Annotated in this window: 19 protein-coding genes, 3 rRNA genes and 2 pseudogenes; 11 read left to right on the plus strand and 13 right to left on the minus strand. The window is 65.9% G+C overall.

The window, feature by feature from the left end:
* Window positions 1-1,192: pseudogene (locus A5655_RS28170) on the plus strand (PE family protein); the annotation flags it as partial.
* Between the two features lie 16 nt (window positions 1,193-1,208).
* On the opposite strand, the gene A5655_RS03495 reads toward A5655_RS28170, so the two are convergent.
* Window positions 1,209-2,120 (minus strand): tetratricopeptide repeat protein, encoded by a 912-nt coding sequence (locus tag A5655_RS03495; RefSeq protein WP_067005624.1) that lies wholly within the window; start codon window positions 2,118-2,120, stop codon window positions 1,209-1,211.
* A gap of 123 nt (window positions 2,121-2,243) precedes the next feature.
* Window positions 2,244-3,425, minus strand: coding sequence for an acetyl-CoA C-acetyltransferase (locus tag A5655_RS03500; RefSeq protein ID WP_067005626.1), 1,182 nt, complete (start codon window positions 3,423-3,425; stop codon window positions 2,244-2,246).
* Between the two features lie 81 nt (window positions 3,426-3,506).
* Between A5655_RS03500 and mce the strand changes: the two genes are divergently transcribed.
* Window positions 3,507-3,962, plus strand: a complete 456-nt coding sequence (gene mce, locus A5655_RS03505; protein WP_067005628.1) for a methylmalonyl-CoA epimerase — start codon at window positions 3,507-3,509, stop codon at window positions 3,960-3,962.
* A gap of 102 nt (window positions 3,963-4,064) precedes the next feature.
* On the opposite strand, the gene A5655_RS03510 is transcribed toward mce, so the two are convergent.
* The gene (locus tag A5655_RS03510) at window positions 4,065-4,358 is read right to left on the minus strand and encodes a hypothetical protein (protein ID WP_156764674.1); all 294 of its coding nucleotides are present in this window, start codon (window positions 4,356-4,358) and stop codon (window positions 4,065-4,067) included.
* Window positions 4,358-5,026 carry an endonuclease NucS gene (nucS, locus tag A5655_RS03515; protein ID WP_067005631.1) on the minus strand — a complete coding sequence of 223 codons (669 nt, stop codon included), beginning with the start codon at window positions 5,024-5,026 and terminating at the stop codon, window positions 4,358-4,360. The genes A5655_RS03510 and nucS overlap by 1 nt, the downstream gene beginning before the upstream one ends.
* A gap of 45 nt (window positions 5,027-5,071) precedes the next feature.
* Here nucS and A5655_RS03520 point away from each other — a divergent pair, with 45 nt between their 5' ends.
* Window positions 5,072-6,697, plus strand: a complete 1,626-nt coding sequence (locus A5655_RS03520; RefSeq protein WP_067005633.1) for an adenylate/guanylate cyclase domain-containing protein — start codon at window positions 5,072-5,074, stop codon at window positions 6,695-6,697.
* Window positions 6,698-6,840: 143 nt separating this feature from the next.
* Complete coding sequence (locus A5655_RS03525; protein ID WP_156764675.1) at window positions 6,841-8,232, plus strand: OFA family MFS transporter; 1,392 nt, start codon at window positions 6,841-6,843, stop codon at window positions 8,230-8,232.
* 101 nt (window positions 8,233-8,333) lie between these two features.
* Here A5655_RS03525 and A5655_RS03530 read toward each other — a convergent pair.
* A pseudogene (locus tag A5655_RS03530) lies at window positions 8,334-9,521 on the minus strand (MFS transporter); the annotation flags it as partial.
* 90 nt (window positions 9,522-9,611) lie between these two features.
* On the opposite strand from A5655_RS03530, the gene A5655_RS03535 reads away from it, so the two are divergent.
* The 5 genes from A5655_RS03535 (at window position 9,612) to A5655_RS03555 (ending at window position 14,637) form a co-directional block, all read left to right on the plus strand.
* On the plus strand, window positions 9,612-10,499 hold the full coding sequence (locus tag A5655_RS03535) for a LysR family transcriptional regulator (protein ID WP_067005775.1): 888 nt from the start codon (window positions 9,612-9,614) through the stop codon (window positions 10,497-10,499).
* A 231-nt stretch (window positions 10,500-10,730) separates the two neighbouring features.
* Window positions 10,731-11,285 carry a pyridoxamine 5'-phosphate oxidase family protein gene (locus A5655_RS03540; RefSeq protein ID WP_067005637.1) on the plus strand — a complete coding sequence of 185 codons (555 nt, stop codon included), beginning with the start codon at window positions 10,731-10,733 and terminating at the stop codon, window positions 11,283-11,285.
* Window positions 11,286-11,292: 7 nt separating this feature from the next.
* Window positions 11,293-12,597 (plus strand): amidohydrolase family protein, encoded by a 1,305-nt coding sequence (locus A5655_RS03545; protein WP_067005639.1) that lies wholly within the window; start codon window positions 11,293-11,295, stop codon window positions 12,595-12,597.
* 64 nt (window positions 12,598-12,661) lie between these two features.
* Entirely contained in the window at window positions 12,662-14,149 is a 1,488-nt protein-coding gene (locus A5655_RS03550) for a DNA-3-methyladenine glycosylase 2 family protein (protein ID WP_067005641.1), read from the plus strand.
* Window positions 14,146-14,637, plus strand: a complete 492-nt coding sequence (locus A5655_RS03555) for a methylated-DNA--[protein]-cysteine S-methyltransferase (RefSeq protein WP_067005643.1) — start codon at window positions 14,146-14,148, stop codon at window positions 14,635-14,637. The genes A5655_RS03550 and A5655_RS03555 overlap by 4 nt, the downstream gene beginning before the upstream one ends.
* A gap of 46 nt (window positions 14,638-14,683) precedes the next feature.
* Here the strand turns inward: A5655_RS03555 and rrf are convergent.
* The 4 genes from rrf to murA form a co-directional block, all read right to left on the minus strand.
* Window positions 14,684-14,796: ribosomal RNA gene (rrf, locus tag A5655_RS03560) — 5S ribosomal RNA — on the minus strand.
* A 79-nt stretch (window positions 14,797-14,875) separates the two neighbouring features.
* Window positions 14,876-17,973: ribosomal RNA gene (locus A5655_RS03565) — 23S ribosomal RNA — on the minus strand.
* A gap of 288 nt (window positions 17,974-18,261) precedes the next feature.
* Window positions 18,262-19,781, minus strand: a 16S ribosomal RNA gene (locus A5655_RS03570).
* The 16S, 23S and 5S rRNA genes sit together here, the layout of an rRNA operon.
* 383 nt (window positions 19,782-20,164) lie before the next feature.
* Window positions 20,165-21,418, minus strand: coding sequence for a UDP-N-acetylglucosamine 1-carboxyvinyltransferase (murA, locus tag A5655_RS03575; protein ID WP_067005645.1), 1,254 nt, complete (start codon window positions 21,416-21,418; stop codon window positions 20,165-20,167).
* A 69-nt stretch (window positions 21,419-21,487) separates the two neighbouring features.
* On the opposite strand from murA, the gene A5655_RS03580 reads away from it, so the two are divergent.
* Both A5655_RS03580 and A5655_RS03585 read left to right on the plus strand, forming a co-directional pair.
* On the plus strand, window positions 21,488-22,069 hold the full coding sequence (locus A5655_RS03580; protein WP_067005647.1) for a cob(I)yrinic acid a,c-diamide adenosyltransferase: 582 nt from the start codon (window positions 21,488-21,490) through the stop codon (window positions 22,067-22,069).
* A 9-nt stretch (window positions 22,070-22,078) separates the two neighbouring features.
* Window positions 22,079-22,513: a VOC family protein gene (locus A5655_RS03585; protein WP_067005649.1), complete on the plus strand. Its 435-nt coding sequence runs from the start codon at window positions 22,079-22,081 to the stop codon at window positions 22,511-22,513.
* Here the strand turns inward: A5655_RS03585 and A5655_RS03590 are convergent, their stop codons facing one another.
* From A5655_RS03590 to A5655_RS03605, 4 genes are read right to left on the minus strand one after another with little or no spacing between them, the layout of a single operon-like run.
* The gene (locus A5655_RS03590; RefSeq protein ID WP_067005650.1) at window positions 22,514-22,957 is read right to left on the minus strand and encodes a DUF2550 domain-containing protein; all 444 of its coding nucleotides are present in this window, start codon (window positions 22,955-22,957) and stop codon (window positions 22,514-22,516) included.
* Window positions 22,958-22,963: 6 nt separating this feature from the next.
* Window positions 22,964-23,329, minus strand: a complete 366-nt coding sequence (locus A5655_RS03595) for a F0F1 ATP synthase subunit epsilon (RefSeq protein WP_067005652.1) — start codon at window positions 23,327-23,329, stop codon at window positions 22,964-22,966.
* Window positions 23,330-23,341: 12 nt separating this feature from the next.
* Entirely contained in the window at window positions 23,342-24,799 is a 1,458-nt protein-coding gene (gene atpD / locus A5655_RS03600; protein WP_067005654.1) for a F0F1 ATP synthase subunit beta, read from the minus strand.
* 19 nt (window positions 24,800-24,818) lie between these two features.
* Complete coding sequence (locus A5655_RS03605; protein ID WP_067005655.1) at window positions 24,819-25,724, minus strand: F0F1 ATP synthase subunit gamma; 906 nt, start codon at window positions 25,722-25,724, stop codon at window positions 24,819-24,821.
* Window positions 25,725-25,728: the final 4 nt, after the last annotated feature.

Raw genomic sequence — 25,728 nt, forward strand, 5'->3', positions numbered from 1 at the left:
TGCCGCCCGGCAGTCCCGCCCCGCCGGACCCGCCGGCGCCGCCATTGCCGATCAGGATCCCGCCGGCGCCGCCGGGCTGATCGGCGTCGGCGGTGCCGGCGGCGCGGGCGGCAGCTCCCCCACCGGCAACGGCGGAGCGGGCGGGGCCGGCGGCGCCGGCGGCCTGCTGTTCGGTTCAGGGGGCCCCGGTGGAGTCGGCGGGTTCGCGCTGGCCACCGGCAATGGCGGCGCGGGCGGGGCCGGCGGGGCCGGCGGCCTGTTCGGCGCAGGCGGCCTCGGAGGCGCCGGCGGGGGTGGCCAGCTCGGCGGGGCCGGCGGGGCAGGCGGTCGCAGCGGATGGTTGGACCCCTTCGCACCGGGTGGCGCGGGCGGCACCGGCGGGGCGGGGAACGGCAGCGGCTTCCACGGCGGGACCGGCGGCACCGGCGGCGCCGGCGGCCTCTTCACCCCCGGCGGGGCCGGCGGCGCCGGCGGGCTCGGCAACAACAACGCCAACGGCGGGACCGGCGGGACCGGCGGCGCCGGCGGCCTCTTCTCCGGAGTCGGCGGCAGCGGCGGCGCCGGCGGGTTCGGCGCGGACATCGGCACCAACGGTGGGTCCGGCGGCGCGGGCGGCGCCGGCGGGCTGTTCGGTGCGGGCGGCTCCGGCGGCGCCGGCGCCGACAGCATCAAGGGACTTGCCGGCACCGGTGGGGCGGGCGGCGCCGCCGGGTGGTTCGGCTTCGGTGGCTCCGGCGGCACCGGGGGGAACGCGTTCGATACCGGCTCAGTCGGCGGCGCAGGGGGTGCCGGCGGTCGGGGCGGCCTGCTCGGCGGCTCCGGCGGCGCCGGCGGCGGTGGTGGCGGCGGGGAGACCGCCGGAATCGGCGGGGCCGGCGGCAATGCGGGGTTGCTTGACGGCGACGGCGGCACCGGCGGCATCGGCGGATTCTCTTTCGCCAATAACGGCGGCGCCGGCGGAGCCGGCGGTACCGCAGGCCTGATCGGGAGCGGCGGCGCGGGCGGGGCCGGCGGGACGGCATTCTCCGGGGTGACCAGCGGCGGTAACGGTGGGGCCGGCGGTGGGGCCCAGCTGATCGGCAATGGCGGCAACGGCGGCAACGCCGGGCAGGGCCCCCTTCCCGGCACCCCCGGCAGCGGCGGAGCCGGCGGCCTGCTCGGGCTGCCCGGGTTGAACGGCACGGCGCCCTAGCCTTTGGCGGCGCCGGTCAGTACAGCGCGTTCGCGAGGTTGCGCCGGCCGGCGACGACCTCGGGGTCGGCGGGATCGAAGAGTTCGAACAGCTCGATCAGGCGGGTGCGCACCCGGGTGCGATCGTCGCCAGATGTGCTGCGAACCAAGGCAGTCAGGCGACCGAACGCCGCGGCAACATCCTGGTTGAGGATTTCCACGTCGGCGGCGGCCAACGCGGCCTCGATGTCACCCGGCGCCGCGTCGGCGACCGTGACGGCGTCGGGCCGTTGTGTCGTTGCGCGCGTGAGGAAGTCGATCTGGCGGATCGCCCCCTTCGCTTCGGCACTGGCCGGATTGGCGTCCAGGATCGCCTGATACGAGTCCTTGGCGCCGGCGAAGTCGCCGTCCTCGAGCTGCTGGCGAGCCTGGGCCAACTCCGGGTCCACTTCCGCTTGCTCGGAACCGCTTGCGCCCCTTAGCTTCCCGTCCGTCGCCGACAGCAGCGAGTCCACCCAGCGCCGCAACTGGTCGGGCGGCTGCACCCCCTGGAAGCTGGACAGCGGCTGTCCGGCGGCCAGAGCGACCACGGTCGGGACCGCGTCCACGCCGAATATTTGCGCCACCCTGGGGGCCACGTCGACGTTGACCGTCGCCAGCGACCACTTGCCGTCGTCCTCGGCCGCCAGGCCCGCCAGCGTCTCGACGAGCTGGACGCACGCATCGCTGCGCGGCGACCACAGCGCGACGACCACCGGGACTTCGTCGGACCGGAGCAGCACCTCGGATTCGAAATTGGCCTCGGTGACCTCGGTTGCCCCCGCGATCGCCGGCGCCGCCGGACCGCCCGCGCCGGGCGAAGAAGCGCTCTGCTGGGCTCGCTGCTTGAGACCGGATAGATCGACCGCACCGGCCAATGCGGGCCCGATACTGGGTCGCGGACGCGTCACGTCGTCAAGTTTGTCATGCGCGCGGATGGCCCGAATAGGCGCCTCCGCTGCACCGATGACGGCTTATGACCTAAATCACAAACTTTCCCGAAGCGCCGATGCCAGCAACGTTGAGCGGAGCGCTTAACCGGCCCGCAGGATCAGCGCGTCACCCTGCCCGCCGGCCCCACACAGGGCCGCAACGCCGTAGCCGGAGCCGCGGCGGGCCAGCTCCAGAGCGACATGCAGCGTGATCCTGGCGCCCGACATGCCGATCGGGTGCCCGACCGCGATCGCGCCGCCGTTGACGTTGACGATCTCGGGATCGACGCCCAGCTCACGGGTGGAGGCCAGCGCCACCGCCGCGAACGCCTCGTTGATCTCGACGACGTCGAGTTGGTCCACCGAAATGCCCTCGCGGCCCAGCGCTTTCTTGATCGCGTTGGCGGGCTGAGACTGCAGCGTCGAGTCCGGGCCGGCCACGACGCCGTGCGCGCCGATCTCGACCAGCCAGGAAAGCCCCAGCTCCTGCGCTTTCGCCTTGTTCATCACCACGACCGCGGCCGCGCCGTCGGAAATCTGCGACGCCGAACCGGCCGTGATGGTGCCGTCTTTGCGGAACGCCGGCTTGAGGCCGGCCAGGGACTCGGCGGTGGTGTTCGCGCGGATCCCCTCGTCCTCGGCGAACTGCAGCGGATCACCCTTGCGCTGCGGGATATTGACCGGCACGACTTCGTCGGTGAAGACGCCGTCCTTCCACGCCGCGGCCGCCTTTTGGTGCGAGCGCGCGGCGTACTCGTCCTGCTCGGTACGGGTGAACTTGTCGAGGTCGTTGCGCTGCTCGGTGAGCGCGCCCATCGGCTGGTCGGTGAACACGTCGTGCAGGCCGTCGTAGGCCATGTGGTCGCGCACCGTGACGTCGCCGTACTTGTAGCCGGCCCGGCTGTCCATCAGCAAATGCGGCGCCTTCGTCATCGACTCCTGGCCGCCGGCCACCACGACGTCGAACTCGCCGGCGCGGATGAGCTGGTCGGCCAGCGCGATGGAGTCGATGCCGGACAGGCACATCTTGTTGATGGTCAGCGCCGGCACGTCCCAGCCGATGCCCGCCGCGACGGCCGACTGGCGCGCCGGCATCTGGCCGGCCCCGGCCGTCAACACCTGGCCCATGATCACGTACTCGACCGCGCTCGCCGGGAGCTTGGCCTTCTCCAGGGCGGCGGCGATCGCGATGGCGCCCAGATCGCTGGCCGAGAAATCCTTCAGCGAACCCATCAACTTGCCGATGGGCGTCCGCGCCCCAGCAACTATCACCGACGTCGTCATGAGTACCTCCTGGGCGTGCACCGACGGCCGTTTCCGCTACCTGGAGAAGCGGAATCTTTGCCGCCACGTTACCGTGGTGAGATGACGACCGATCAAGTTGACGCCCGCCACCTCCTGGCAACGTCCTTGGTGACTGGCCTGGATCATGTCGGCATTGCGGTCGCCGACCTAGACGCCGCAATCACCTGGTACCACGACCACCTCGGCATGATCCTGGTGCACGAGGAAGTCAACGACGACCAGGGCATCCGCGAGGCGATGCTGGCCGTCCCCGGCACCAGCGCGCAGCTTCAGCTGATGGCCCCGCTCGACGACTCGTCGACGATCGCGAAGTTCATGGAGAAGCGCGGACCGGGCATCCAACAGATGGCCGTTCGGGTCAGCGATCTGGACACCATCTGCGAGCAGCTGCGCGAGCAGGGCGTGCGACTCGTCTACGAGGCGGCCCGGCGCGGCACAGCAAACTCGCGGATCAACTTCATCCACCCCAAGGACGCCGGCGGCGTCCTGATCGAGTTGGTGGAGCCGGCTTCCTAACGCCCGCTTCCCAAAGCCCGGCTTGCGCCGAGCGTGCGGCCAGCCGCACGTTCGGTGCTCAGGGTGCGGCCAGCCGCACGCTCGTGACTTCAGGCCGGTGTTTCACGACCACTTTCGCGTCGGGCCGCGCGTCGCGCGGTTGGTCCAGCACGGCGTGTGCCAGTGCCGCCGATCCTCGACTCCGCCGTGCGGTGAATCGGTCGGCCATACCACCAGATGCGCAGTGCCCGAGCGGATTTCGTGGTCACAGCCGGGGCAGCGGTAGGTCTTGAGCGCACGAGCCGCCGCGATCGGCCGCACCTCGTAGTCGTGGCCGTCGGGCCCCGTTTCGATCCGGCGCAGCATTGCCGACCGCTCTACCGGCTGTCGTCGTGGCGGTTTGCGGCGCGGACACATCAGAACAGCCGGTATTCGTCGCTGTCCATGCCGCGCATCTTGTCGTAGTCCAGTGTGATACAACGGATTCCGCGATCCATCGCGAGAGTTCGCGCTTGCGGCTTGATCTGTTGGGCGGCGAAGACGCCTTTGACCGGCGCCAGGACGCTGTCGCGGTTGAGCAGCTCGAGATAGCGGGTGAGCTGTTCCACGCCGTCGATCTCGCCGCGCCGCTTGATTTCCACCGCGACCGAGCCGCCGCGTTCGTCGCGACACAGCAGATCGACGGGGCCGATCGCGGTCATGTACTCGCGGCGGACCAACGTGTATCCCTCGCCCAGCAGTTGCACATGCTCGGCCAGCAATGCCTGAAGGTGAGCCTCGACGCCGTCCTTGACCAATCCGGGGTCGACGCCCAGGTCGTGGCTCGAGTCGTGCTCGATCTCCTCCACCGTGATGCGCAGCTGCTCGCCGGCCTTGTTCTCGACCACCCACACCGGCACCTCGCCGGGCTCCTCGGTCAGCCAGCACGGCGGGCTCATCCAGTTCAACGGCTTGTAGGCGCGGTCGTCGGCGTGCACGCTCACCGATCCGTCGGCCTTGAACAGCAACAACCTTCGCGCCGACGGCAGGTGTGCGGTGAGCCGGCCGACGTAGTCCACGGTGCATTGGGCGATGACAAGACGCACCCGACTCACCTTAGAGCGTGGGCGACAAATTAGGCTGGCGCCACGATGTCGGCCAAAATGAGCGTGGCCCAACGTATCGGCCGGGTGCTCGAGAGGATCACCCGCCAGAGCGGCCGCCTGCCGGATACGCCCGCGTATGGCTCCCTCATCCTCGGGCGGGTGGCGGAAAGCCAACGACGGCGCCGCATCCGCATCCAGGTCATCATGACGGTGCTGGTCCTGGGCGCGAACCTGATCGGCATCGCCGTCGCGCTGCTGTTGGTGATCGTGGCCATTCCCCAGCCGAGCATCTTCCACGACGCGCCCGCCTGGCTCACGTTCGGCGTCTCCCCGGCCTACATCGCCGCGGCCCTGGCGGTGGGCACGTACTGGATCACCCGCCGCACCGTGCTCGCGTTGCGGTGGGCGATCGAGGAGCGCGGGCCGACCGCCGAGGACGAGCGCAACACCTTCCTCGCGCCGTGGCGACTCGCCATGTACGACCTCATCCTGTGGGGCATCGGGACGGTGGTGTACACGACGCTCTACGGCTTGGCCAACACGTTGTTCATCCCGCGCTTCCTCCTCGTCGTCAGCTTCTGCGGCCTCCTGGTGGCCACCGCCAGTTATCTGCTCGCCGAGTTCGCGCTGCGCCCGATTGCCGCCCAGGCGCTGGAGGCGGGACCGCCGCCGCGGCGCTTGTCGGCGGGCATCATGGGCCGAACGATGGTGGTGTGGTTCCTGGGTTCCGGCGTGCCCGTCATCGGTATCGGCCTGCTGGCGATGTTCCAGATCCTGCTGGGCAACCTGACCGAGACCGAGTTCGCGGTCGGCGTGCTGATCTCTTCGGTCGCCACGCTGATCTTCGGATGCCTGTTGATGTGGATCCTGGCCTGGCTGACCGCGACCCCGGTGCGGGTGGTGCGGGCCGCGCTGCGGCGGGTCGAGCAGGGCAACCTGCGCGGGAACCTGGTGGTCTTCGACGGGACCGAGCTCGGCGAGCTGCAGCGTGGGTTCAACGCGATGGTCGACGGCCTGCGCGAACGCGAACGCGTGCGCGACCTTTTCGGCCGGCACGTCGGCCGCGAGGTCGCCCTGGCCGCCGAACGCGAGCGACCGAAGTTGGGCGGCGAAGAACGTCACGTCGCCGTCGTATTCATCGACATCGTCGGCTCGACGCAACTGGTGACCACTCAACCGCCGACCGAAGTGGTCGAAGTGCTCAACCGGTTTTTCGCGATCGTCGTCGAGGAAGTGGACCGCCATTGCGGCTTGGTCAACAAGTTCGAAGGCGATGCGTCGCTGGCCATTTTCGGTGCTCCGAATCATCTGGACTCACCCGAGGACGAGGCCCTGGCCGCCGCGCGCTGCATCGCCGAGCGGCTCACCGGGGAGATGTGTGAGCTCGACGCCGGCATCGGCGTGGCGGCCGGCCAGGTCGTCGCCGGCAACGTGGGCGCCAAGGAACGGTTCGAATACACGGTCATCGGCGAACCGGTCAACGAGGCGGCTCGACTGTGCGAGCTGGCCAAGTCGCATCCGGGCAGATTGCTTGCGACGGCCGGCGCGATCGAGTGCGCGGGCGAAGACGAAAGTGCCCGTTGGTCTTTGGGAGAGACAGTGACCCTCCGAGGGTACGAGCGTCCGACGCGGCTCGCCGCCCCGGTGGAAGCCGCCCGGTCCGATCGCTAATCCGCGCTGACAACGCGTGTGGTCAACAGCGATGAGCTTCGTCGATAGAAATCCTTTATAGGACAATAGAAATCGTGCCTTGACCCACGCGTTGCACCCCACCGATAGTGGTGAAGCTCCGGCCCACGCGAGAAGGGTGCATCTTGACAACCGTTGCGTTGCTTGATCGTTCGAGAATCGTTGCCGGGCCCGGATGGAGCCGCTGGCTGGTTCCGCCCGCCGCGCTGTCCATCCACCTGGCCATCGGATCGGCCTACGCCTGGAGCGTCTTCAAGATCCCGCTGGAGAAATCGCTGCACGTCTCCGGAACCGCCAGCGCGATGCCGTTCACGGTCGCCATTGTGATGCTGGGCCTTTCGGCCGCGGCGTTCGGCACCCGCGTCGACCACTACGGACCGCGCTGGGCCATGGCCGTTGCCACCGTGTGCTTCTGCAGCGGGTTGCTGATCGCCGGATGCGGAGTTTCGGTTCACCAATACTGGCTCGTCGTGGTGGGGTACGGGGTCGTCGGAGGGGTCGGCCTCGGTATCGGCTACATCTCGCCGGTGTCGACGCTCATCAAGTGGTTCCCCGACCGCCCCGGCATGGCGACCGGCCTGGCGATCATGGGGTTCGGCGGCGGGGCGCTGATCGCGTCCCCATGGACGAACAGCCTGCTCGACGCCTTCGGCCGCAACAGCATCCCCGGCGTCGCCAGGACCTTCCTGGTGATGGGCTGCACCTACGCGGTGTTCATGTCGATGGGGTGCCTGCTGATCCGGGTGCCGGCGCCGGGATGGACGCCGGCGGGCTGGAAACCCAAGCCGCAGAAGGCGGGATCGCTGATCACGACGGCCGGCGTGTCGGCGGCCAATGCGATCAAGACGCCCCAGTTCTGGCTGTTGTGGGTGGTGCTCTGCTTCAACGTGACCGCCGGCATCGGCATCCTGGAGAAGGCCTCTCCGATCTACCAGGACTTCTTCCCGAGGGCGCCCCGCGCGGCGGCGCTGGCATCCGCGGCCGCCGGATTCGTCGCGCTCCTGTCGCTGGCCAACATGCTCGGCCGGATCGGATGGTCGTCGTTGTCGGATGCACTGGGACGCAAGAACATGTACCGGCTCTACCTCGGCGGGGGCGCGCTGCTTTATCTCACGCTGGCGCTGACGACCAATTCCAACAAGGTCACCTTCCTGCTGTGCACCGTGCTCATCCTGTCGTTCTACGGTGCGGGGTTCTCGACCGTTCCGGCATACCTGCGTGACTTGTTCGGCACCTACGAGGTCGGCGCCATCCACGGCAGGCTGCTGACGGCGTGGTCGATCGCGGGGGTGCTGGGTCCGCTCATCGTCAACGCCATCGCCGACTCGCAGAAGGCGGCCGGGAAGCACGGCCCGGATCTTTATCTCGCCTCGTTCGAGGTGATGATCGCCCTGCTGGTCGTCGGGATGGTCTGCAACGAGCTGATCCGGCCCGTGGCCGCCAAGCATCACCAGCCCGACGGTGCCGCAGCGGCGTCCGAGGCACTCCCCCACCGGCAACCGGAGAGGCAACCATGACGAAATCGAGCATCGCGCTGGCCTGGCTCTGGGTAGCCGTTCCATTCGGTTATGGTGTGTGGCAACTCTTTTCGAAGATCAGCCAGTTGTTCGGCGCCTGACCCGAAACCCGTTTCGCGCACCAAGAGCACCGTCAGCGCCACGCCGACGAGCACGAGGGCGCCGACGAACCAGACCGTGGCCGGCCAGCCGCCGGCGCCGTAGACCAGCCCGCCGCATGCGCCGGCGACCGATCCGCCCAGGTAGTAGCTGAACAGGTAGAGCGCCGACGCCTCGGCGCGATCCCGCCGCGCCGCCGCACCCACCCAGCCGCTGGCCACGGTGTGCGCGGCGAAGAATCCGCCGGTGAATACGCCAAGCCCGACAACGATCGCGACCACCGAGTGCGGGACGGTCAGCATCAGGCCCGTCACGGTGATCGGCAACGCGCCGCCGAGCACCAGCGCGCGTCCCCTGCGGTCGGCCAGCCGCCCGGCCACCACCGACGTCCCGGTACCGACCAGGTACAGCACGAACAGCAGGCCAACCAGTGACGGCGCCAATCCGAACGGCGGGGCGGCCAACCGGAACCCCAGGTAGTTGTACACCGTGACGAAGCCGCCCATCAGCGCGAAGCCCAGCGCGAAAAGCTTCAGCAACACGGGGTTTCGCAGGTGTGCGGCGAGGTTGCGCGCACTGGCGCGCACGGTTGCGGCCTTCGGGGTGAAGAACTGCGACCGGGGCACCAGGACCGCGAAGACCACCGTGCCGGCCAGCGTCATCAGCGAGCACACCAACAGCGCCACCCGCCAATTGCTCACGTCGACGACCAGAGCCGGGACGACCCGCCCGGTCAGGCCACCGACCGTGGTTCCGGCGATGTAGCGTCCCATCGCCGAACCGAGCGACGAGGCGTGCACCTCCTCGGCAAGGAACGCCATCGCAACCGCGGGTATCCCGGCGAGGGCGACGCCCTGCAGCGCCCGGCCGACGAGCAGAACGCCGAGCGAGGGGCTGAGGGGCAACAACAACCCGATCACGCTGGAGGCGACCCCCGACGTCAGCATCACGGTGATGCGCCCGTAGCGCTCGGACAGCACGCTCGCCGGGATGGTCGACAGCGCCAGCAGTCCCGTGGTCAGCGCGACCGTCAGCGCGGCGGTGGCCGGCGTGATCCGGTAATAGGCCGAGAAGGCCGGCAGCAGGGCCTGGGTGCAGTACATCGCCGCGAAACTGGCCAGGCCGGCGCCGTACAGCGCCGCCGTCACGCGGCGGTATCCGCGGCTTCCGGCTCGGTGGGCGATCGGCATAGCAACGATGTTTCGCCCCGCGGCATGGGAACGGAAATGAATTATTGGCGAGGGTACGATGCAATATAGGTATAAGTAAAGGTGGCGGCGATGCAGGACGGCGACTACGAGTGGTTCGTCACACTGGCGGAGCTGCAACATGTCACGGCCGCGGCCGAGCAACTGCACATCGCGCAGCCGACGCTCACCCGGATGCTGGCGCGCCTCGAACGCCGACTCGGGGTCGCGCTGTTCGATCGCCGCGGCAAGCGGCTCGCGCTCAACACCTGCGGCCGCGTTTTTTACGAGCACGCGCGCCGGGCGCAGTCGGAGCTCGATTCGGCCCGACGGGCGATCGAGGACCTGACGAATCCGGCGGTCAGCGAGATCCGGCTGGGGTTTTTGAGTTCATTCGGGTCGACGGTGGTGCCGCGCCTGATCGCGGCGTTCGCGGAGGCGTCGCCGCGAGTGGCGTTCACCCTCGAGGAGGGCGCGGCCGAATCGATCGGTGAGCTGGTGCAATCCGGGTCCGTCGACGTCGCGGTGGTTTCGCCGCGGCCGCGGGAGCCAACTTTCGCCTGGCGCAGCCTGTTTCGTCAGCGGCTCGGCGTCGCCGTCCCCCACGGGCACCGACTCACGGCCGCCGCGGTGGTGGGCATGACCGACCTCGCCGACGAACCATTCGTGGCCATGCACCCCGGGTTCGGCATGCGCCGGCTGCTCGACGAGCTGTGTGCCGCAGCGCAATTCCAGCCGCGAATCGTCCTGGAATCGGCCAACCTGACCACCACCGCCGGGCTGGTCGCCGCCGGACTGGGCATCAGCCTGATGCCCATCGACGGCAGCGAGCACGCGCCCGGGGTCAACGTGCTGCCGTTGGCCGACGCCGACGCCTACCGCGACGTCGGGATGATCTGGAATTCCGCGCGGCCATTGCCCCGCCCGGCCCGCGACTTCATCGCGTCCGCCGCGGGCGTCCATCGCGAGGCCGCGACGTAGGTTCTCTGTCGCTCTGCGCTGCTGGGTATTTCGCCAGACCGCTGACGATGAGCTCGATTCCGAGCGCAAACTCCTCCTCGATCGGCACAGGCAGGTGGTCGGCCACCGCGCTGGTGGTGGGCCCCGTATCGCGGCTCTTGACCCGTGACCGCAATAACGGATACGATGTATCCATAAAGTTATCGGGGCCCACCCGATTCACCTTCAAGCCAGACCGGAAGACGCCTCACCATGCTGCTACCACTCGCCACGGAGCCCTTCACCATTCCCACCGATCGCGATCTGCTCCCATCCGAGCGCCGCGAGTTCGTCCTGACCCATCGCACCTGCGTCTTCGGCTACCGCCGGAAGAATGACGGGCCCGGCATGTCGGTCGTCTACTACGTCCCCACCGACGGGGACGAACTGCTGGTGTCGACGATGGCCGGGCGCGGCAAGTCCCGCGTCATCGCGCGCGATGGCAAGGTCGGGCTCTGCGTCCTCGACGAACGTTGGCCCTTCGCCTATTTGCAGGTGTATGCCGACGCGGTCATCGACGACGACCCCGACCTGGTGTGCGACGTCATGATGGAAGTTGGTGCCAGAATGTCGGGCCAGCCGCTCCCGCCAGAAGCCCGGCCGGTCGTCGACGCCATGCGTCGCGAAGAAAACCGGGTTGTCGTTCGGTGCCGCCCCTACGCGACATTCGGTCAGCCGCCGCGACACCTCTACCGCAACGACCAGGAAGAGCGCATCACCCATTGGCTTTCCGGCACCGTCCCGTGGGACGCACAAGACCCGGCCTGAGTCAGCCATGAGCCGCACCGTGCTGCGCGGAGCGCAGGTGATCACCATGTCGCGAGCGCGCCCCGACGCGGAGCGCATCGACATCGTTGTCGAGGGCGATCAGATCACCGAACTCGGCGAACGCATTGACGATTCGGACGCCGAAACGGTCGACCTTCCCGGTCGCGTCATCATGCCCGGGCTTGTCAACGCGCATCTACACACGTGGCAGAGTGCGCTGCGCTTGGCGGGGGCCGACTGGACACTGCTGGACTATCTGGGGCACATGCACGGTGGCGTCGCGGACCGCTACACACCCGATGACGTCTACATCGGCAACCTCGCCGGTGCCCTCAATCAAATCGATTGCGGCACAACGGCGCTGGGAGACTGGTGCCACAACAATCCGACACCCGAGCACACCGACGCGGCCCTCGAAGGGCTGGAACGGTCCGGGATACGCGCCGTGTTTCTGCACGGAGCGCCGAAGCGAGCCCCCGACGTAGCCCATCCGCTGGCCGAGGTGGACCGGCTGCTCGACCGGCCCGCATCGGCGCTCGGGTCGCTCACCGTCGGGATGGCGATCGCCGGGCCGCAATACTCGACACCGGATGTGGCCGTGGCCGATTTGCGTGCCGCCGCCGAACGCGATCTCGTCGCCTCGATGCATCAAAGTGGCGGCCAACCCGGGGCTGGATGGGAAGCGGTCTGCGCCGCTGGGCTGTTCGGGCCGCGCACCAACATCGTCCACGGCGCCGGTCTCACGGACGACTGGTTCGGCCGCCTGATCGCTGCCGGCGTCAGCTTCACCGTTACACCGGAAAGCGAGCTCGGGCACGGCCATGGCGTCCCCATCACCGGACACCTGTTGAGACATGGCGCGGCGCCGTCGTTGGGCACGGACACCGACACGGCGGTTTCCGGGGAGATTCTGGGCGCCGCGCGCATCGCGCTGGCCCATCAGCGCGGCCTCGACCACGAGCGCCACCGGCAGGCGACCGGCGCGTCAGCCCCATCGCCGTCGGTGACCAGCAAGCAGGCGTTGTCGTGGGCGACCGTCGAGGGCGCGCGCGCCCTGGGGCTGGACGACCGGATTGGCAGAATCGAGCCGGGCATGCAAGCCGACCTGGTCGTCATTGACGCGCGGCCGCTCAACCTCTGGCCGGCTCGTGATCCGATCGCCGCCGCCCTCCACGCTGGCATCGGCAACATCGAAGCCGTGATGATTGCGGGCCGTTGGCGCAAACGGGACCATTCGCTGATCGAGGCAGACCTCGAGGGCGTGAGGGGCGACCTCCTGGAATCCAGGGAACGGCTGAGCCGCGCGCAATAAACCGACCCACCACCATGTCGCTTTTCCGCCAGTTTTGTCGGTGGGTGGGTGTAACTGTGGAGGCGTGCACGAGGATTTCGAACGCTGCTACCGGGCCGTCCAGTCCAAGGACGCCCGGTTCGACGGCTGGTTCGTCACCGCGGTCTTGACGACGCGAATCTATTGCCGTCCCAGTTGCCCCGTGCGGCCGCCGTTCGCCCGCAACGTACGGTTCTATCCGACCGCGGCGGCCGCCCAGCGAGCGGGGTTCCGGGCGTGCAAGCGATGCCGCCCCGATGCGTCTCCCGGGTCGCCCGAATGGAACGTGCGCGGGGACGTCGTCGCGCGCACCATGCGGCTGATCGCCGACGGGACGGTGGACCGGGAGGGTGTGGGCGGACTAGCGGGTCGCCTCGGCTACACCACCCGCCAGCTGGAGCGCCTCCTGCGGGCCGAGGTGGGCGCCGGGCCGCTGGCCCTGGCCCGCGCGCAACGCGCCCAAACCGCTCGGGTGCTCATCGAGACCACCGGCCTGCCGTTCGGCGACGTCGCCTTCGCCGCCGGATTCTCCAGCATCCGGCAGTTCAACGACACAGTGCGGTTGGTGTTCGACGGCACGCCGACGGCGCTGCGCAAACGCGCGACGATGCGGTCGACGTCGGACGCCAATTCGCCTGGGGCGCTGTGCCTTCGACTACCGGTGCGCACGCCGTTCGCCTACGAGGGGGTCTTCGGCCACCTCGCGGCCGGCATCGTGCCCGGCTGCGAGGAGGTCCGCGACGGCGCCTACCGGCGCAGCCTTCGGCTGCCGCGGGGCAGCGCCGTCGTGACGCTGGCGCCGGCCGTCGATCACGTGCGCTGCCAACTGGCGCTCGACGACTTCCGCGACCTCACGACCGCGATCGCCCGGTGCCGTCGGTTGCTGGATCTCGACGCCGACCCCGAAGCCGTGGTCGACGCGCTGGCCGCCGACCCCGAGCTGGCACCGGTGGTCAAAAAGGCCCCCGGGCAACGAATTCCGCGCACGGTCGACGAGGCCGAGCTCGCGGTGCGCGCCGTGCTCGGCCAACAGGTCTCGACCAAGGCCGCGAGGACGCATGCGGGCCGGCTGGTCGCGGCGTACGGGAGGCCGATCCATGATCCCGGGGGCGCATTGACCCACACCTTCCCGTCGGTCGAACAGCTGGCCGAGATCGATCCCATCCACCTGGCCGTCCCGAAGGCCCGGCGAAGGACGCTCACCGCCCTGGTCGCCGGGCTCGCCGACGGCAGCGTCGTCCTGGACGCCGGGAGCGATTGGGAAAGCGCCCGCGCGCAGTTGCTGGCGCTGCCCGGCGTCGGGCCCTGGACGGCGGAGGTGATCGCGATGCGCGCGCTCGGTGACCCGGACGCCTTTCCCGCCAGCGACCTCGGACTCCAGTTGGCGGCAAAGGAACTCGGACTGCCCGCCGATCAGCGAAAGCTCATCGAGCGCAGCGCCCACTGGCGTCCCTGGCGCTCCTATGCCACCCAGCATCTTTGGACCACCCTCGATCATCCGGTAAACCATTGGCCGCCACAGGAGGTCGCATGATCCGCTACCGCACCATCGAAAGCCCGATCGGATTCCTCACGCTGGCGGGCCGCGGCTCGGTTTTGACGAACCTGCGGATGGTCGACCAGACCTACGAACCGGACCGCGCCGACTGGTCACCCGATCCGCACGCGTTTGACGGCGCCGTCGAGCAACTCGTCGCGTATTTCGCCGGCGAGCTGACCGACTTCGACATCGAGCTCGAGCTGCGGGGCACCGAATTCCAGCGGCGGGTGTGGGAGGCGCTGCGGACGATTCCGTACGGCGAGACCCGGTCGTACGGGGAAATCGCTGAGCAGATCGGCGCCCCGGGCTCGGCGCGCGCGGTGGGCTTGGCCAATGGCCATAATCCGATCGCGATTGTCGTTCCCTGCCATCGCGTCATCGGCGCCAATGGGAGCCTCACCGGCTTCGGCGGCGGGCTCGGCCGAAAGCGAACACTGCTTGATTTGGAGAAGCAGCGAGCGAATTTGACGCTATTCGATTAAAGCGAAATACAAAAACACCCCCGTTGCCGGGGGTGTTTTTGTATATGTTCGGCGGTGTCCTACTTTTCCACCCGAGTGGGCAGTATCATTGGCGCTGACAGGCTTAGCTTCCGGGTTCGGGATGGGACCGGGCGTTTCCCTGTCGCTGTGGCCGCCGTAACTCTATTTAAATGTGTTTGGTGGGGGGTGTGGTGCGCCACGACATTTCTGTCAGGCGCTGGATTGTGGTTGCGATTGTGTTGGTAAGTTTTCGGCCGGTTAGTGCCAGTTCCCTGCACCCATTACTGGGCTTCTAGGTCTGGCCTATCGAACCCGTGTTCTGCGGGGGGCCTTATCCCTCTAAAAGGGTGAGAAACCTGATCTTGGAGAAGGTTTCCCGCTTAGATGCTTTCAGCGGTTATCCTGTCCGAACGTAGCTATCCAGCAGTGCCCCTGGTGGGACAACTGGTGCACTAGAGGTTCGTCCGTCCCGGTCCTCTCGTACTAGGGACAGGTTTCCTCAAGTTTCTGACGCGCGCGGCGGATAGAGACCGAACTGTCTCACGACGTTCTAAACCCAGCTCGCGTGCCGCTTTAATGGGCGAACAGCCCAACCCTTGGGACCTGCTCCAGCCCCAGGATGCGACGAGCCGACATCGAGGTGCCAAACCATCCCGTCGATATGGACTCTTGGGGAAGATCAGCCTGTTATCCCCGGGGTACCTTTTATCCGTTGAGCGACACCCCTTCCACTCGGGGGTGCCGGATCACTAATCCCGACTTTCGTCCCTGCTTGACTTGTAAGTCTCGCAGTCAAGCTCCCTTGTGCATTTACACTCAACACCTGATTGCCGTCCAGGTTGAGGGAACCTTTGGGCGCCTCCGTTACATTTTAGGAGGCAACCGCCCCAGTTAAACTACCCACCAGGCACTGTCCGTGAACCGGATATACGGTTCGACGTTAGGTGTCCAATACGATCAGAGTGGTATTTCAACAACGACTCCACAATTACTGGCGTAACTGCTTCAAAGTCTCCCACCTATCCTACACAAACCGTACCGAACACCAATACCAAGTTGTAGTGAAGGTCCCGGGGTCTTTTCGTCCTGCCGCGCGTAACGAGCATCTTTACTCGTAGTGCAATTTCGCCGAGTCTATGGTTGAGACAGTCGAGAAGTCGTTACGCCATTCGTGCAGGTCGGAACTTACCCGACAAGGAATTTCGCTACCTTAGGATGGTTATAGTTACCACCGCCGTTTACTGGGGCTTAAATTCTCCGCTTCACCTTGCGGTTAACGGGTCCTCTTAACCTTCCAGCACCGGGCAGGCGTCAGTCCGTATACATCGTCTTGCGACTTCGCACGGACCTGTGTTTTTAGTAAACAGTCGCTTCTCGCTGGTTTCTGCGACCGGATCCCGCTCCCAGCGCAAGGCTGTTCACGGTATTCCGGCCCCCCTTCTCCCGAAGTTACGGGGGTATTTTGCCGAGTTCCTTAACCATAGTTATCTCGTACGCCTCGGTATGCTCTACCTGACCACCTGTGTCGGTTTGGGGTACGGGCCGTGTGTGTGCTCGCTAGAGGCTTTTCTTGGCAGCAGAGGATCACCGAATTCGCCTCAATCGGCTATGCATCACCTCTCAGGAATATGAGCGACGGATTTGCCTATCGCTCTCCCTACAGGTTTGCCCCAGTATTACCACTGACTGGTACGGCTACCTTCCTGCGTCACCCCATTGCTTGACTACTACCAATCCGGGTCCCACGCAGCCGGCGATCCTCGCACCCCGAAGGGATTGATAGACCACCTTTTGGGTGGTTAGCAGAATTGATTCATCACGGGCGCCCACACACGGGTACGGGAATATCAACCCGTTGTCCATCGACTACGCCTGTCGGCCTCGCCTTAGGTCCCGACTCACCCTGGGCGGACTGGCCTGGCCCAGGAACCCTTGGTCTTACGGCGGGCAAGGTTCTCACTTGCCTTATCGCTACTCATGCCTGCATTCTCACTCCCCCACCCTCCACCGCCGGTCACCCGGCGGCTTCGCTGAATGGGGGACGCTCCCCTACCCAACCTTGCGGTTGTCGCGGCTTCGGCGGTGTGCTTGAGCCCCGCTACATTATCGGCGCACAATCACTTGACCAGTGAGCTATTACGCACTCTTTCAAGGGTGGCTGCTTCTAAGCCAACCTCCTGGTTGTCTCTGCGACTGCACATCCTTTCCCACTTAGCACACGCTTTGGGGCCTTAGCCGGCGATCTGGGCTGTTTCCCTTTCGACGTACGGAGCTTATCCCCCGCCGTCTCACTGCCACGCTATACACCACGGCATTCGGAGTTTGGCTGACGTCAGTAACCTAGTAGGGCCCATCGGCCATCCAGTAGCTCTACCTCCGTGGTGAAACACGCAACGCTGCACCTAAATGCATTTCGGGGAGAACCAGCTATCACGGAGTTTGATTGGCCTTTCACCCCTACCCACAACTCATCCCCTCAGTCTTCAACCTAAGTGGGTTCGGGCCTCCACGCGGTCTTACCCGCGCTTCACCCTGGCCATGGGTAGATCACTCCGCTTCGGGTCCAGAACACGCCACTACACCCCAAAGGGGATGCGCCCTATTCAGACTCGCTTTCGCTGCGGCTACCCCACACGGGTTAACCTCGCGACGTGTCCCTGACTCGCAGGCTCATTCTTCAAAAGGCACGCCATCACCCCACGAGGAGGCTCTGACGGATTGTAGGCACACGGTTTCAGGTACTCTTTCACTCCCCTCCCGGGGTACTTTTCACCATTCCCTCACGGTACTAATCCGCTATCGGTCATCGAGAAGTATTTAGGCTTACCGGGTGGTCCCGGCAGATTCACAGCAGATTCCACGGGCCCGCTGCTACTCGGGAGGTGATACAAGGCAGGTGCCGGGTTTTCGCGTACCGGGCTCTCACCGTCTATGGCGGACCATCCCAGGCCACTTCCGCTAACTACGACACTTTCTGACTACCCTCCAGCCAGGTAGAGCTGGACGTATCAATCCCACAACCCCGCACACACAACCCCTACCCGGTATCGCATGCGTGCGGTTTAGCCATGTTCCGCGTTCGCTCGCCACTACTGACGGAATCACAATTGTTTTCTTCTCCTACGGGTACTGAGATGTTTCACTTCCCCGCGTTCCCCCTCGCACCCTATATATTCAGATGCGAGTAACACGACATCACTCGTGCTGGGTTTCCCCATTCGGAAATCCTCGGATCAACGCTCGGTTGACAGCTCCCCGAGGCATATCGCAGCCTCCCACGTCCTTCATCGGCTCTCGATGCCAAGGCATCCACCATGCGCCCTTAAGCACTTACAAACACAAAAACCAAAGAATAAATTACACATTTTGATGAATCCGCCACACTCCGTTTCCGGAGGGCAACGCATTCATCTAGATGCTCGCAACCACTATCCAGTTCTCAAACACCACACCCCACCACCAAGATGGGGGGACAAGCACTCAATCGATCCGAGTGTTGCCTCAGGGCCCAATAGTGTGTCTGGCAATCATTTGCTGTTGCGCACCCGGCCCCGCCCACTACAGGCGAGAACCCCTCACGGCTCGCACCCCACCAATTGGGGTGCTTTTCGTGGTGCTCCTTAGAAAGGAGGTGATCCAGCCGCACCTTCCGGTACGGCTACCTTGTTACGACTTCGTCCCAATCGCCGATCCCACCTTCGACAGCTCCCTCCCAAAGGGTTAGGCCACTGGCTTCGGGTGTTACCGACTTTCATGACGTGACGGGCGGTGTGTACAAGGCCCGGGAACGTATTCACCGCAGCGTTGCTGATCTGCGATTACTAGCGACTCCGACTTCACGGGGTCGAGTTGCAGACCCCGATCCGAACTGAGACCGGCTTTAAAAGGATTCGCTTAACCTTGCGGCATCGCAGCCCTTTGTACCGGCCATTGTAGCATGTGTGAAGCCCTGGACATAAGGGGCATGATGACTTGACGTCATCCCCACCTTCCTCCGAGTTGACCCCGGCAGTCTCTCACGAGTCCCCGCCATTACGCGCTGGCAACATGAGACAAGGGTTGCGCTCGTTGCGGGACTTAACCCAACATCTCACGACACGAGCTGACGACAGCCATGCACCACCTGCACACAGGCCACAAGGGAACCGACATCTCTGCCGGCGTCCTGTGCATGTCAAACCCAGGTAAGGTTCTTCGCGTTGCATCGAATTAATCCACATGCTCCGCCGCTTGTGCGGGCCCCCGTCAATTCCTTTGAGTTTTAGCCTTGCGGCCGTACTCCCCAGGCGGGGTACTTAATGCGTTAGCTACGGCACGGATCCCAAGGAAGGAAACCCACACCTAGTACCCACCGTTTACGGCGTGGACTACCAGGGTATCTAATCCTGTTCGCTCCCCACGCTTTCGCTCCTCAGCGTCAGTTACTGCCCAGAGACCCGCCTTCGCCACCGGTGTTCCTCCTGATATCTGCGCATTCCACCGCTACACCAGGAATTCCAGTCTCCCCTGCAGTACTCCAGTCTGCCCGTATCGCCCGCACGCTCACAGTTAAGCCGTGAGATTTCACGAACAACGCGACAAACCACCTACGAGCTCTTTACGCCCAGTAATTCCGGACAACGCTCGCACCCTACGTATTACCGCGGCTGCTGGCACGTAGTTGGCCGGTGCTTCTTCTGCAGGTACCGTCACTTGCGCTTCGTCCCTGCTGAAAGAGGTTTACAACCCGAAGGCCGTCATCCCCCACGCGGCGTCGCTGCATCAGGCTTGCGCCCATTGTGCAATATTCCCCACTGCTGCCTCCCGTAGGAGTCTGGGCCGTATCTCAGTCCCAGTGTGGCCGGACACCCTCTCAGGCCGGCTACCCGTCGTCGCCTTGGTAGGCCGTCACCCCACCAACAAGCTGATAGGCCGCGGGCCCATCCCACACCGCAAAAGCTTTCCACCATAAAGCATGCGCTAAATGGTCCTATCCGGTATTAGACCCAGTTTCCCAGGCTTATCCCGAAGTGCAGGGCAGATTACCCACGTGTTACTCACCCGTTCGCCACTCGAGTACCCCCGAAGGGGCCTTTCCGTTCGACTTGCATGTGTTAAGCACGCCGCCAGCGTTCGTCCTGAGCCAGGATCAAACTCTCCAAACAAAAACCCCTCGATAACGAGGTGAATTTACAATCAGAGAAAATCTGACCTAACAAAAGACACCAATATTACTGGCATCAAAAAACGACCATACCCACACACGGGGGGTGCAGAGTATGGTCAAAAAAACAACAACAAAATAAAAAGACCAAACACACTATTGAGTTCTCAAACAACACTCTTGCTTGTTTTCGCCCGCTTCCGGGCAACCCTGCCAGCTTAATACCGGTCTGGCGGAGGCGTCAAGCCCCAGTTTTGGCCATCTCATTGGGTGACCGCTGCGGGGCAAGCCGTGCCAGGCTAGTACCGATCCGGCGAGGGAGTCAAGTGTCCCGGTTTCGGCCATCTTCGAGAGGTGACCGGCCTTGTGGGGCACTGACTTTGACTACTCTACCCGCTCGATCTCCGCTCCCAAAATCGCCAGGTTTTCCACGAACAACGGGTAGCCGCGATCGATGTGAAAGACGTCGTGGACCTCGGTGTCGCCGTCGGCGACCAGCCCCGCCAACACCAGGCCGGCGCCGGCCCGGATGTCCGAACACCACACCGGGGCGCTGGACAGTTGCGGCAGGCCACGCACGACGGCGTGGTGCCCGTCGGTGCGGGCGTCGGCGCCAAGCCGGATCATCTCCTCGACGAACCGGAAGCGCGCCTCGAACACGTTCTCCGTGATCATCGACGTGCCGTCGGCGATCGACGCCAGCGCGATCGCCATCGGCTGCAGATCGGTCGGAAACCCAGGGAACGGCAGCGTCGCCACGTTGACGGCCTTCGGGCGCTCGTACTGGGCGACCCGGAAGCTGTTGTCCGTCTGGGTGACGGTGGCACCCGCGTCGTGCAGCTTGTGCAGTACCACCTGCAGGTGAGCCGGGTCGACGCCGGTCACCTCGATGTCGCCGCAGGTCATCGCGGCGGCGATGCCCCAGGTGGCGGCGACGATGCGGTCCCCGATCACGCGATGTTCCGTGGGGTGCAGCCGCGGGACGCCGGTGATCGTCATCGTCGGTGAGCCCGCGCCTTCGATCTGTGCGCCCATCTGGTTGAGCATCGTGCACAGGTCCACCACGTCGGGCTCGCGCGCCGCGTTGTGGATCGTGGTGACGCCCTCCGCCACGACGGCGGCCATCAGGATGTTCTCGGTGGCCCCCACGGAGGGGAACTCCAACTGAATTTCCGCGCCGCGCAACGTGTCTGCCTGAGCGACGACGCAGCCGTGCTCGATGTTGCACTGCGCGCCCAGCTGCCGCAGGCCGGCCTGATGCATGTCCAGCGGGCGCGAGCCGATCGCGTCGCCGCCCGGGAGCGCGACCCGGGCGCGCTTGCACCGGCCGACCAGCGGACCGAGCACGCACACGGAGGCGCGGAACTGCCGCACCGCCGCGAAGTCGGCGTCGTACTTGGGTTCGTCGGGCGAGGTGATGCGGGCGACGTCGCCGTCGAGTTCGACGGTGGCGCCCAGGCCGCGCAATACCTCCGCCATCAGCGGCACGTCGAGGATGTCCGGGCAGTTGGTGATTGTGCTGGTGCCCTCGGCCAGCAGGGTCGCGGCCATCAGCTTGAGCACGCTGTTTTTGGCGCCCCCGACAGCGACTTCGCCGGACAACCGGTTGCCGCCGGTCACCACGAATCGCTCCGTCACCCGCGTCAGTCTAGTGAAGCGGTATCGCCTTGTCAGTCAGCCAAGCGCCCCGCCGAGTACCGTTTGTGCATGGCGATCCACCTGACCCGCATCTATACGCGAACCGGCGATGACGGAACGACGGGATTGAGCGATTTCTCACGGGTCTCCAAAAACGATGCCCGCCTGGTCGCGTACGCGGACTGCGACGAGGCCAACTCGGCGATCGGCGTCGCGGTCGCCCTCGGCCAACCCGGCGAGGAAATCGCGGGTGTGCTGCGCCAGATCCAGAACGACCTGTTCGACGCCGGCGCGGATCTGTCCACCCCGGTGGTAGAGAACCCCGAACATCCCCCGCTGCGAGTCGCCCAGTCCTACATCGACCGGCTCGAGGGGTGGTGTGACAAATATAACGAGCCCCTGCCGGCGCTGAATTCCTTTGTGTTGCCTGGTGGTTCGCCGTTGTCGGCGCTCCTGCACGTCGCCCGCACCGTGGTGCGCCGGGCCGAGCGCTCGGCGTGGGCCGCGGTCGATTCGCACCCGGACGGGGTCAGCGTGCTGCCGGCCAAGTACCTGAATCGCCTGTCGGACCTGCTGTTCATCCTGGCGCGGGTGGCCAACCCCGAGGGCGACGTGCTCTGGAAGCCGGGCGGCGGGTCAAACGGAAGCTGAAGTGTGGCAATGAAACACAATCGGTCGATCCCGCCGGTTGCCGTGATCCCCGTACTTGTCTATCCGGACGTGCGCGCGGCGGTGGATTGGCTCGCCGCCGCCTTCGGCTTCGTCGAGCGAACCCGGATCGGCGACAGCCACCGCGCGCAGCTGAGCATCGGTACGAGCGGGGCGATGATTGTCGCCGACGTGGCCGGTGAGCGGCGACCGCCGGCAGCCGGCATCGTCACGCACGAGATCAAGGTGCGGGTGGCCGACGTGGACGGCCAGTTCGAGCGCGCCCGCGCGGCCGGCGCGAAGGTGCTGGAGCCCCCGGTGGACCGCGAGTACGGCGAACGCGAATGCACGGTCGAGGATCTCGCCGGGCATCGCTGGCAGTTCAGCGAAACGCTGCGCGACGTCGCGCCAGAAGAATACGGCTGCAGGACCGTCAGCCCGTGGTAGTCACACGCTGCGGCGGCGTGCGCGCGGTGAGGGCCGCGACTCCAGCCAGGACAGGAACGCGGTCAGCGCGCCCTTGTCGAGCGCCAGCTCGTAACCCGAGCGTCGGTCCTGTGTCGTGTCGCGCAGCTCCAGCACGACGATCTCGTCGGTCATGATGTCGAACTCGTCGCCGCGCGGGGCCCGCCGGGCCACGATCTCCACGCCGCGCCGGCTGAGCCGGCGGTCGGGCCATAGCCGCAGGCTGGACAGCCGGTAGAACGCGGCCTCGCCGCCGCGATAGCGGATCACCCCGTGTCGCCAGCCGTGGCCTCCGACGGCGGGGATGTCCCGCATGATTCCCGCGGTTCCGCCCTGGCGCAGCTTCAACAGCCGATAGCTCAGGGCGAGGACGGCGCCCCCCAGCATGACAACGAGCACGACCATGCCGACCATGGGCGCGCTCATCGGCGGTTAGTCGATTGCGCCGACGGCGCGCAGTCTGCCGCGCCCCCTGGCGGCAATCCGGGGATCGTCGGACTCGGAATCCTCGCGGGCGGCGCTCTCGTCGATCTCGGACTCGAACTCCGCGGATTCGGCGAGGACGGTGACGCCCTCCTCGGTCACCGACAGAAACCCGCCCTCCACCGCGATCCGCAGGTCGTCCTCGCCTTCCCGCTCGACGCGCACCATGGCGTCGTCGACCAGCTGGGCCACCAGCGGGATGTGGTGGGGCAGAATGCCGATCTCGCCGACGGTGGTGCGGGTGAACAGGAACGTTGCCTCACCCGACCAGATCTGTCGGTCGACGGCGACGATCTCCACGTTCAATTCGGCCATGCCGCTCAGTCCTCAGGAATCCAGTTTGGCGCCGAAGCTTTCGGCTTTCTTGGCCAAGTCGTCGAGGCCGCCGATCAGGAAGAAGGCCTGCTCGGGGATGTGGTCGAAGTCGCCCTTCGTCAGCTTGTCGAACGCCTCGATGGTCTCCTTGACCGGCACCGTCGAACCCGGCTGACCGGTGAACTGTTCGGCGGCCATCATGTTCTGCGACAGGAACCGCTCGATGCGGCGGGCGCGCTGCACCAGCTGCTTGTCCTCCTCGGACAGCTCGTCGATGCCCAGAATGGCGATGATGTCCTGAAGGTCCTTGTAGCGCTGCAGGATTCGGATGACTTCCTGTGCCACGCGGTAGTGCTCGTCACCGACGACACCGGGGTCCAGGATCGTCGAGCTCGACGCCAGCGGGTCCACCGCGGGGAAGATGCCCTTGGAGAACACCGAACGCGACAGCTCGGTGGTGGCGTCCAGGTGCGCGAACGTGGTCGCGGGCGCCGGGTCGGTGTAGTCGTCCGCCGGCACGTAAACCGCCTGCATCGACGTGATCGAGCGGCCACGCGTCGAGGTGATGCGCTCCTGCAGTTCGCCCATCTCGTCGGCGAGGGTGGGCTGGTAGCCCACCGCCGACGGCATGCGACCGAGCAGGGTCGACACCTCGGAACCGGCCTGGGTGAACCGGAAGATGTTGTCGATGAACAACAGCACGTCCTGGCCCGCCTCGTCGCGGAACCACTCGGCCATCGTCAGCGCCGACAGCGCCACCCGCATACGGGTGCCGGGCGGCTCGTCCATCTGGCCGAACACCAGCGCGGTGTCCTTGAGCACGTCGGCTTCCTTGAGCTCCACCCACAGGTCGTTGCCCTCACGGGTGCGCTCGCCCACGCCGGCGAAAACCGAAGTCCCGCCGAAGTTTCGGGCGATGCGGTTGATCATCTCCTGGATCAGCACCGTCTTGCCCACGCCGGCACCACCGAACAGGGCGATCTTGCCGCCACGCACGTACGGGGTCAGCAGGTCGACGACCTTCAACCCGGTCTCGAGCATCTCGGTGCGGGGCTCGAGCTCCTCGAAGGGCGGCGGCTTGCGGTGAATCGACCAGTGGTCGAAGTCTTCGCCATATCCCGGCTTGTCCAGGCAGTCGCCGAGGGCGTTGAAGACGTGGCCCTTGACGTCCTCGCCCACCGGCACCGAGATCGAGTTACCGGTGTCGGTCACCTCGACGCCGCGCACCAGACCGTCGGTGGGCTGCAGGGAGATCGTGCGAACGAGGTTGTCGCCCAGGTGCTGCGCCACCTCGAGCGTGAGCGTCTTCTTGAGCTCCTCGAAGGTGATGTCGGCGTGCAGCGCGTTGAACAGCTCCGGCACCGAGCCGCGTGGGAACTCGACGTCGACGACGGGACCGGCGACCCGAACTACGCGGCCGCTGGTGTCGGTGTCCTTCGACTCTTTGCTCTTCTGGTCAGTAGCAGTCATGTTTCTTCTTCCTCGTGCGCTACTTAGCGTCAGCGAGCGCGTTTGCGCCGCCGACGATTTCGCTGATCTCCTGGGTGATCTGGGCCTGCCGCTCGCGGTTCGCCATCAGCGTCAGTTCTTTGATCAGGTCGTCCGCGTTGTCGGTTGCGGACTTCATCGCTCGCTGACGCGACGCCAGCTCCGACGCCGCGGATTCGAGTAAAGCCGCATAGACGCGGGTCGTGATGTACCGGGGCAACAGGGCATCGAAAAGCTCTGTCGCGCCGGGCTCGAAGGAGTACAACGTGTGGAGTTCATCGGTGTCTTCGACGTACTCCACCACCAGCGGCGCGATGCGGTGAGCCGCCGCCGCCTGCGACATCATCGACTTGAACTCCGAGTAGACGATGTGCAATTCGTCGACGCCCTGCTCGTCGGAGTCCTCGTCGCCGGCGCCCTTCATGAAGGCATCGACCAGAGTCGAGGCGATCTCTTGGGCGTTCTCCACCTGAGGCTGCTCGGAGAAGCCCGTCCACGATTCGGTGATGTCCCAATTGCGGAACTTGAAGTAGTTCTGCGCCTTTCGGCCCACCGTGTAGACAATCGGCGTCTTTCCTTCGTCCCTCAGCAGGGAGAACAGCTCCTCGGAGCGACGGAAGATGCTGGAGTTGTGCGCGCCACACAAACCGCGGTCGGACGACACCACCAGGACCCCGGCCCGCCTCGGCTCTTCTCGTTCGACCAGCAGCGGGTGGTCCAGCGCGGCTTCACTGGACAAGGTGGTGAGCATCGAGGTGATCTGAAGGGCGTAGGGCCTGGCCGATTCCAGTCGGGCCTGCGCCTTGCCGATGCGCGACGTCGCGATCATCTCCTGGGCCTTGGTGATCTTCTTGATCGACCCTGCGGAGCGGATCCGGCCGCGCAGTTCACGAAGTGTGGCAGCCATCGCT

The organism is Mycobacterium sp. 1081908.1 (assembly GCF_001673535.1).
GTDB lineage: Bacteria > Actinomycetota > Actinomycetes > Mycobacteriales > Mycobacteriaceae > Mycobacterium.

Bases quoted from the DNA above. Each gene is read 5' to 3' on its own strand.
- A5655_RS03500 (WP_067005626.1), bottom strand. From the start codon at position 3,425: ATGACGACGTCGGTGATAGTTGCTGGGGCGCGGACGCCCATCGGCAAG.
- mce (WP_067005628.1), top strand. From the start codon at position 3,507: ATGACGACCGATCAAGTTGACGCCCGCCACCTCCTGGCAACGTCCTTG.
- A5655_RS03510 (WP_156764674.1), bottom strand. From the start codon at position 4,358: ATGTGTCCGCGCCGCAAACCGCCACGACGACAGCCGGTAGAGCGGTCG.
- A5655_RS03520 (WP_067005633.1), top strand. From the start codon at position 5,072: ATGTCGGCCAAAATGAGCGTGGCCCAACGTATCGGCCGGGTGCTCGAG.
- A5655_RS03535 (WP_067005775.1), top strand. From the start codon at position 9,612: ATGCAGGACGGCGACTACGAGTGGTTCGTCACACTGGCGGAGCTGCAA.
- A5655_RS03540 (WP_067005637.1), top strand. From the start codon at position 10,731: ATGCTGCTACCACTCGCCACGGAGCCCTTCACCATTCCCACCGATCGC.
- A5655_RS03545 (WP_067005639.1), top strand. From the start codon at position 11,293: ATGAGCCGCACCGTGCTGCGCGGAGCGCAGGTGATCACCATGTCGCGA.
- A5655_RS03555 (WP_067005643.1), top strand. From the start codon at position 14,146: ATGATCCGCTACCGCACCATCGAAAGCCCGATCGGATTCCTCACGCTG.
- A5655_RS03580 (WP_067005647.1), top strand. From the start codon at position 21,488: ATGGCGATCCACCTGACCCGCATCTATACGCGAACCGGCGATGACGGA.
- A5655_RS03585 (WP_067005649.1), top strand. From the start codon at position 22,079: ATGAAACACAATCGGTCGATCCCGCCGGTTGCCGTGATCCCCGTACTT.
- A5655_RS03590 (WP_067005650.1), bottom strand. From the start codon at position 22,957: ATGAGCGCGCCCATGGTCGGCATGGTCGTGCTCGTTGTCATGCTGGGG.
- A5655_RS03595 (WP_067005652.1), bottom strand. From the start codon at position 23,329: ATGGCCGAATTGAACGTGGAGATCGTCGCCGTCGACCGACAGATCTGG.
- atpD (WP_067005654.1), bottom strand. From the start codon at position 24,799: ATGACTGCTACTGACCAGAAGAGCAAAGAGTCGAAGGACACCGACACC.
- A5655_RS03605 (WP_067005655.1), bottom strand. From the start codon at position 25,724: ATGGCTGCCACACTTCGTGAACTGCGCGGCCGGATCCGCTCCGCAGGG.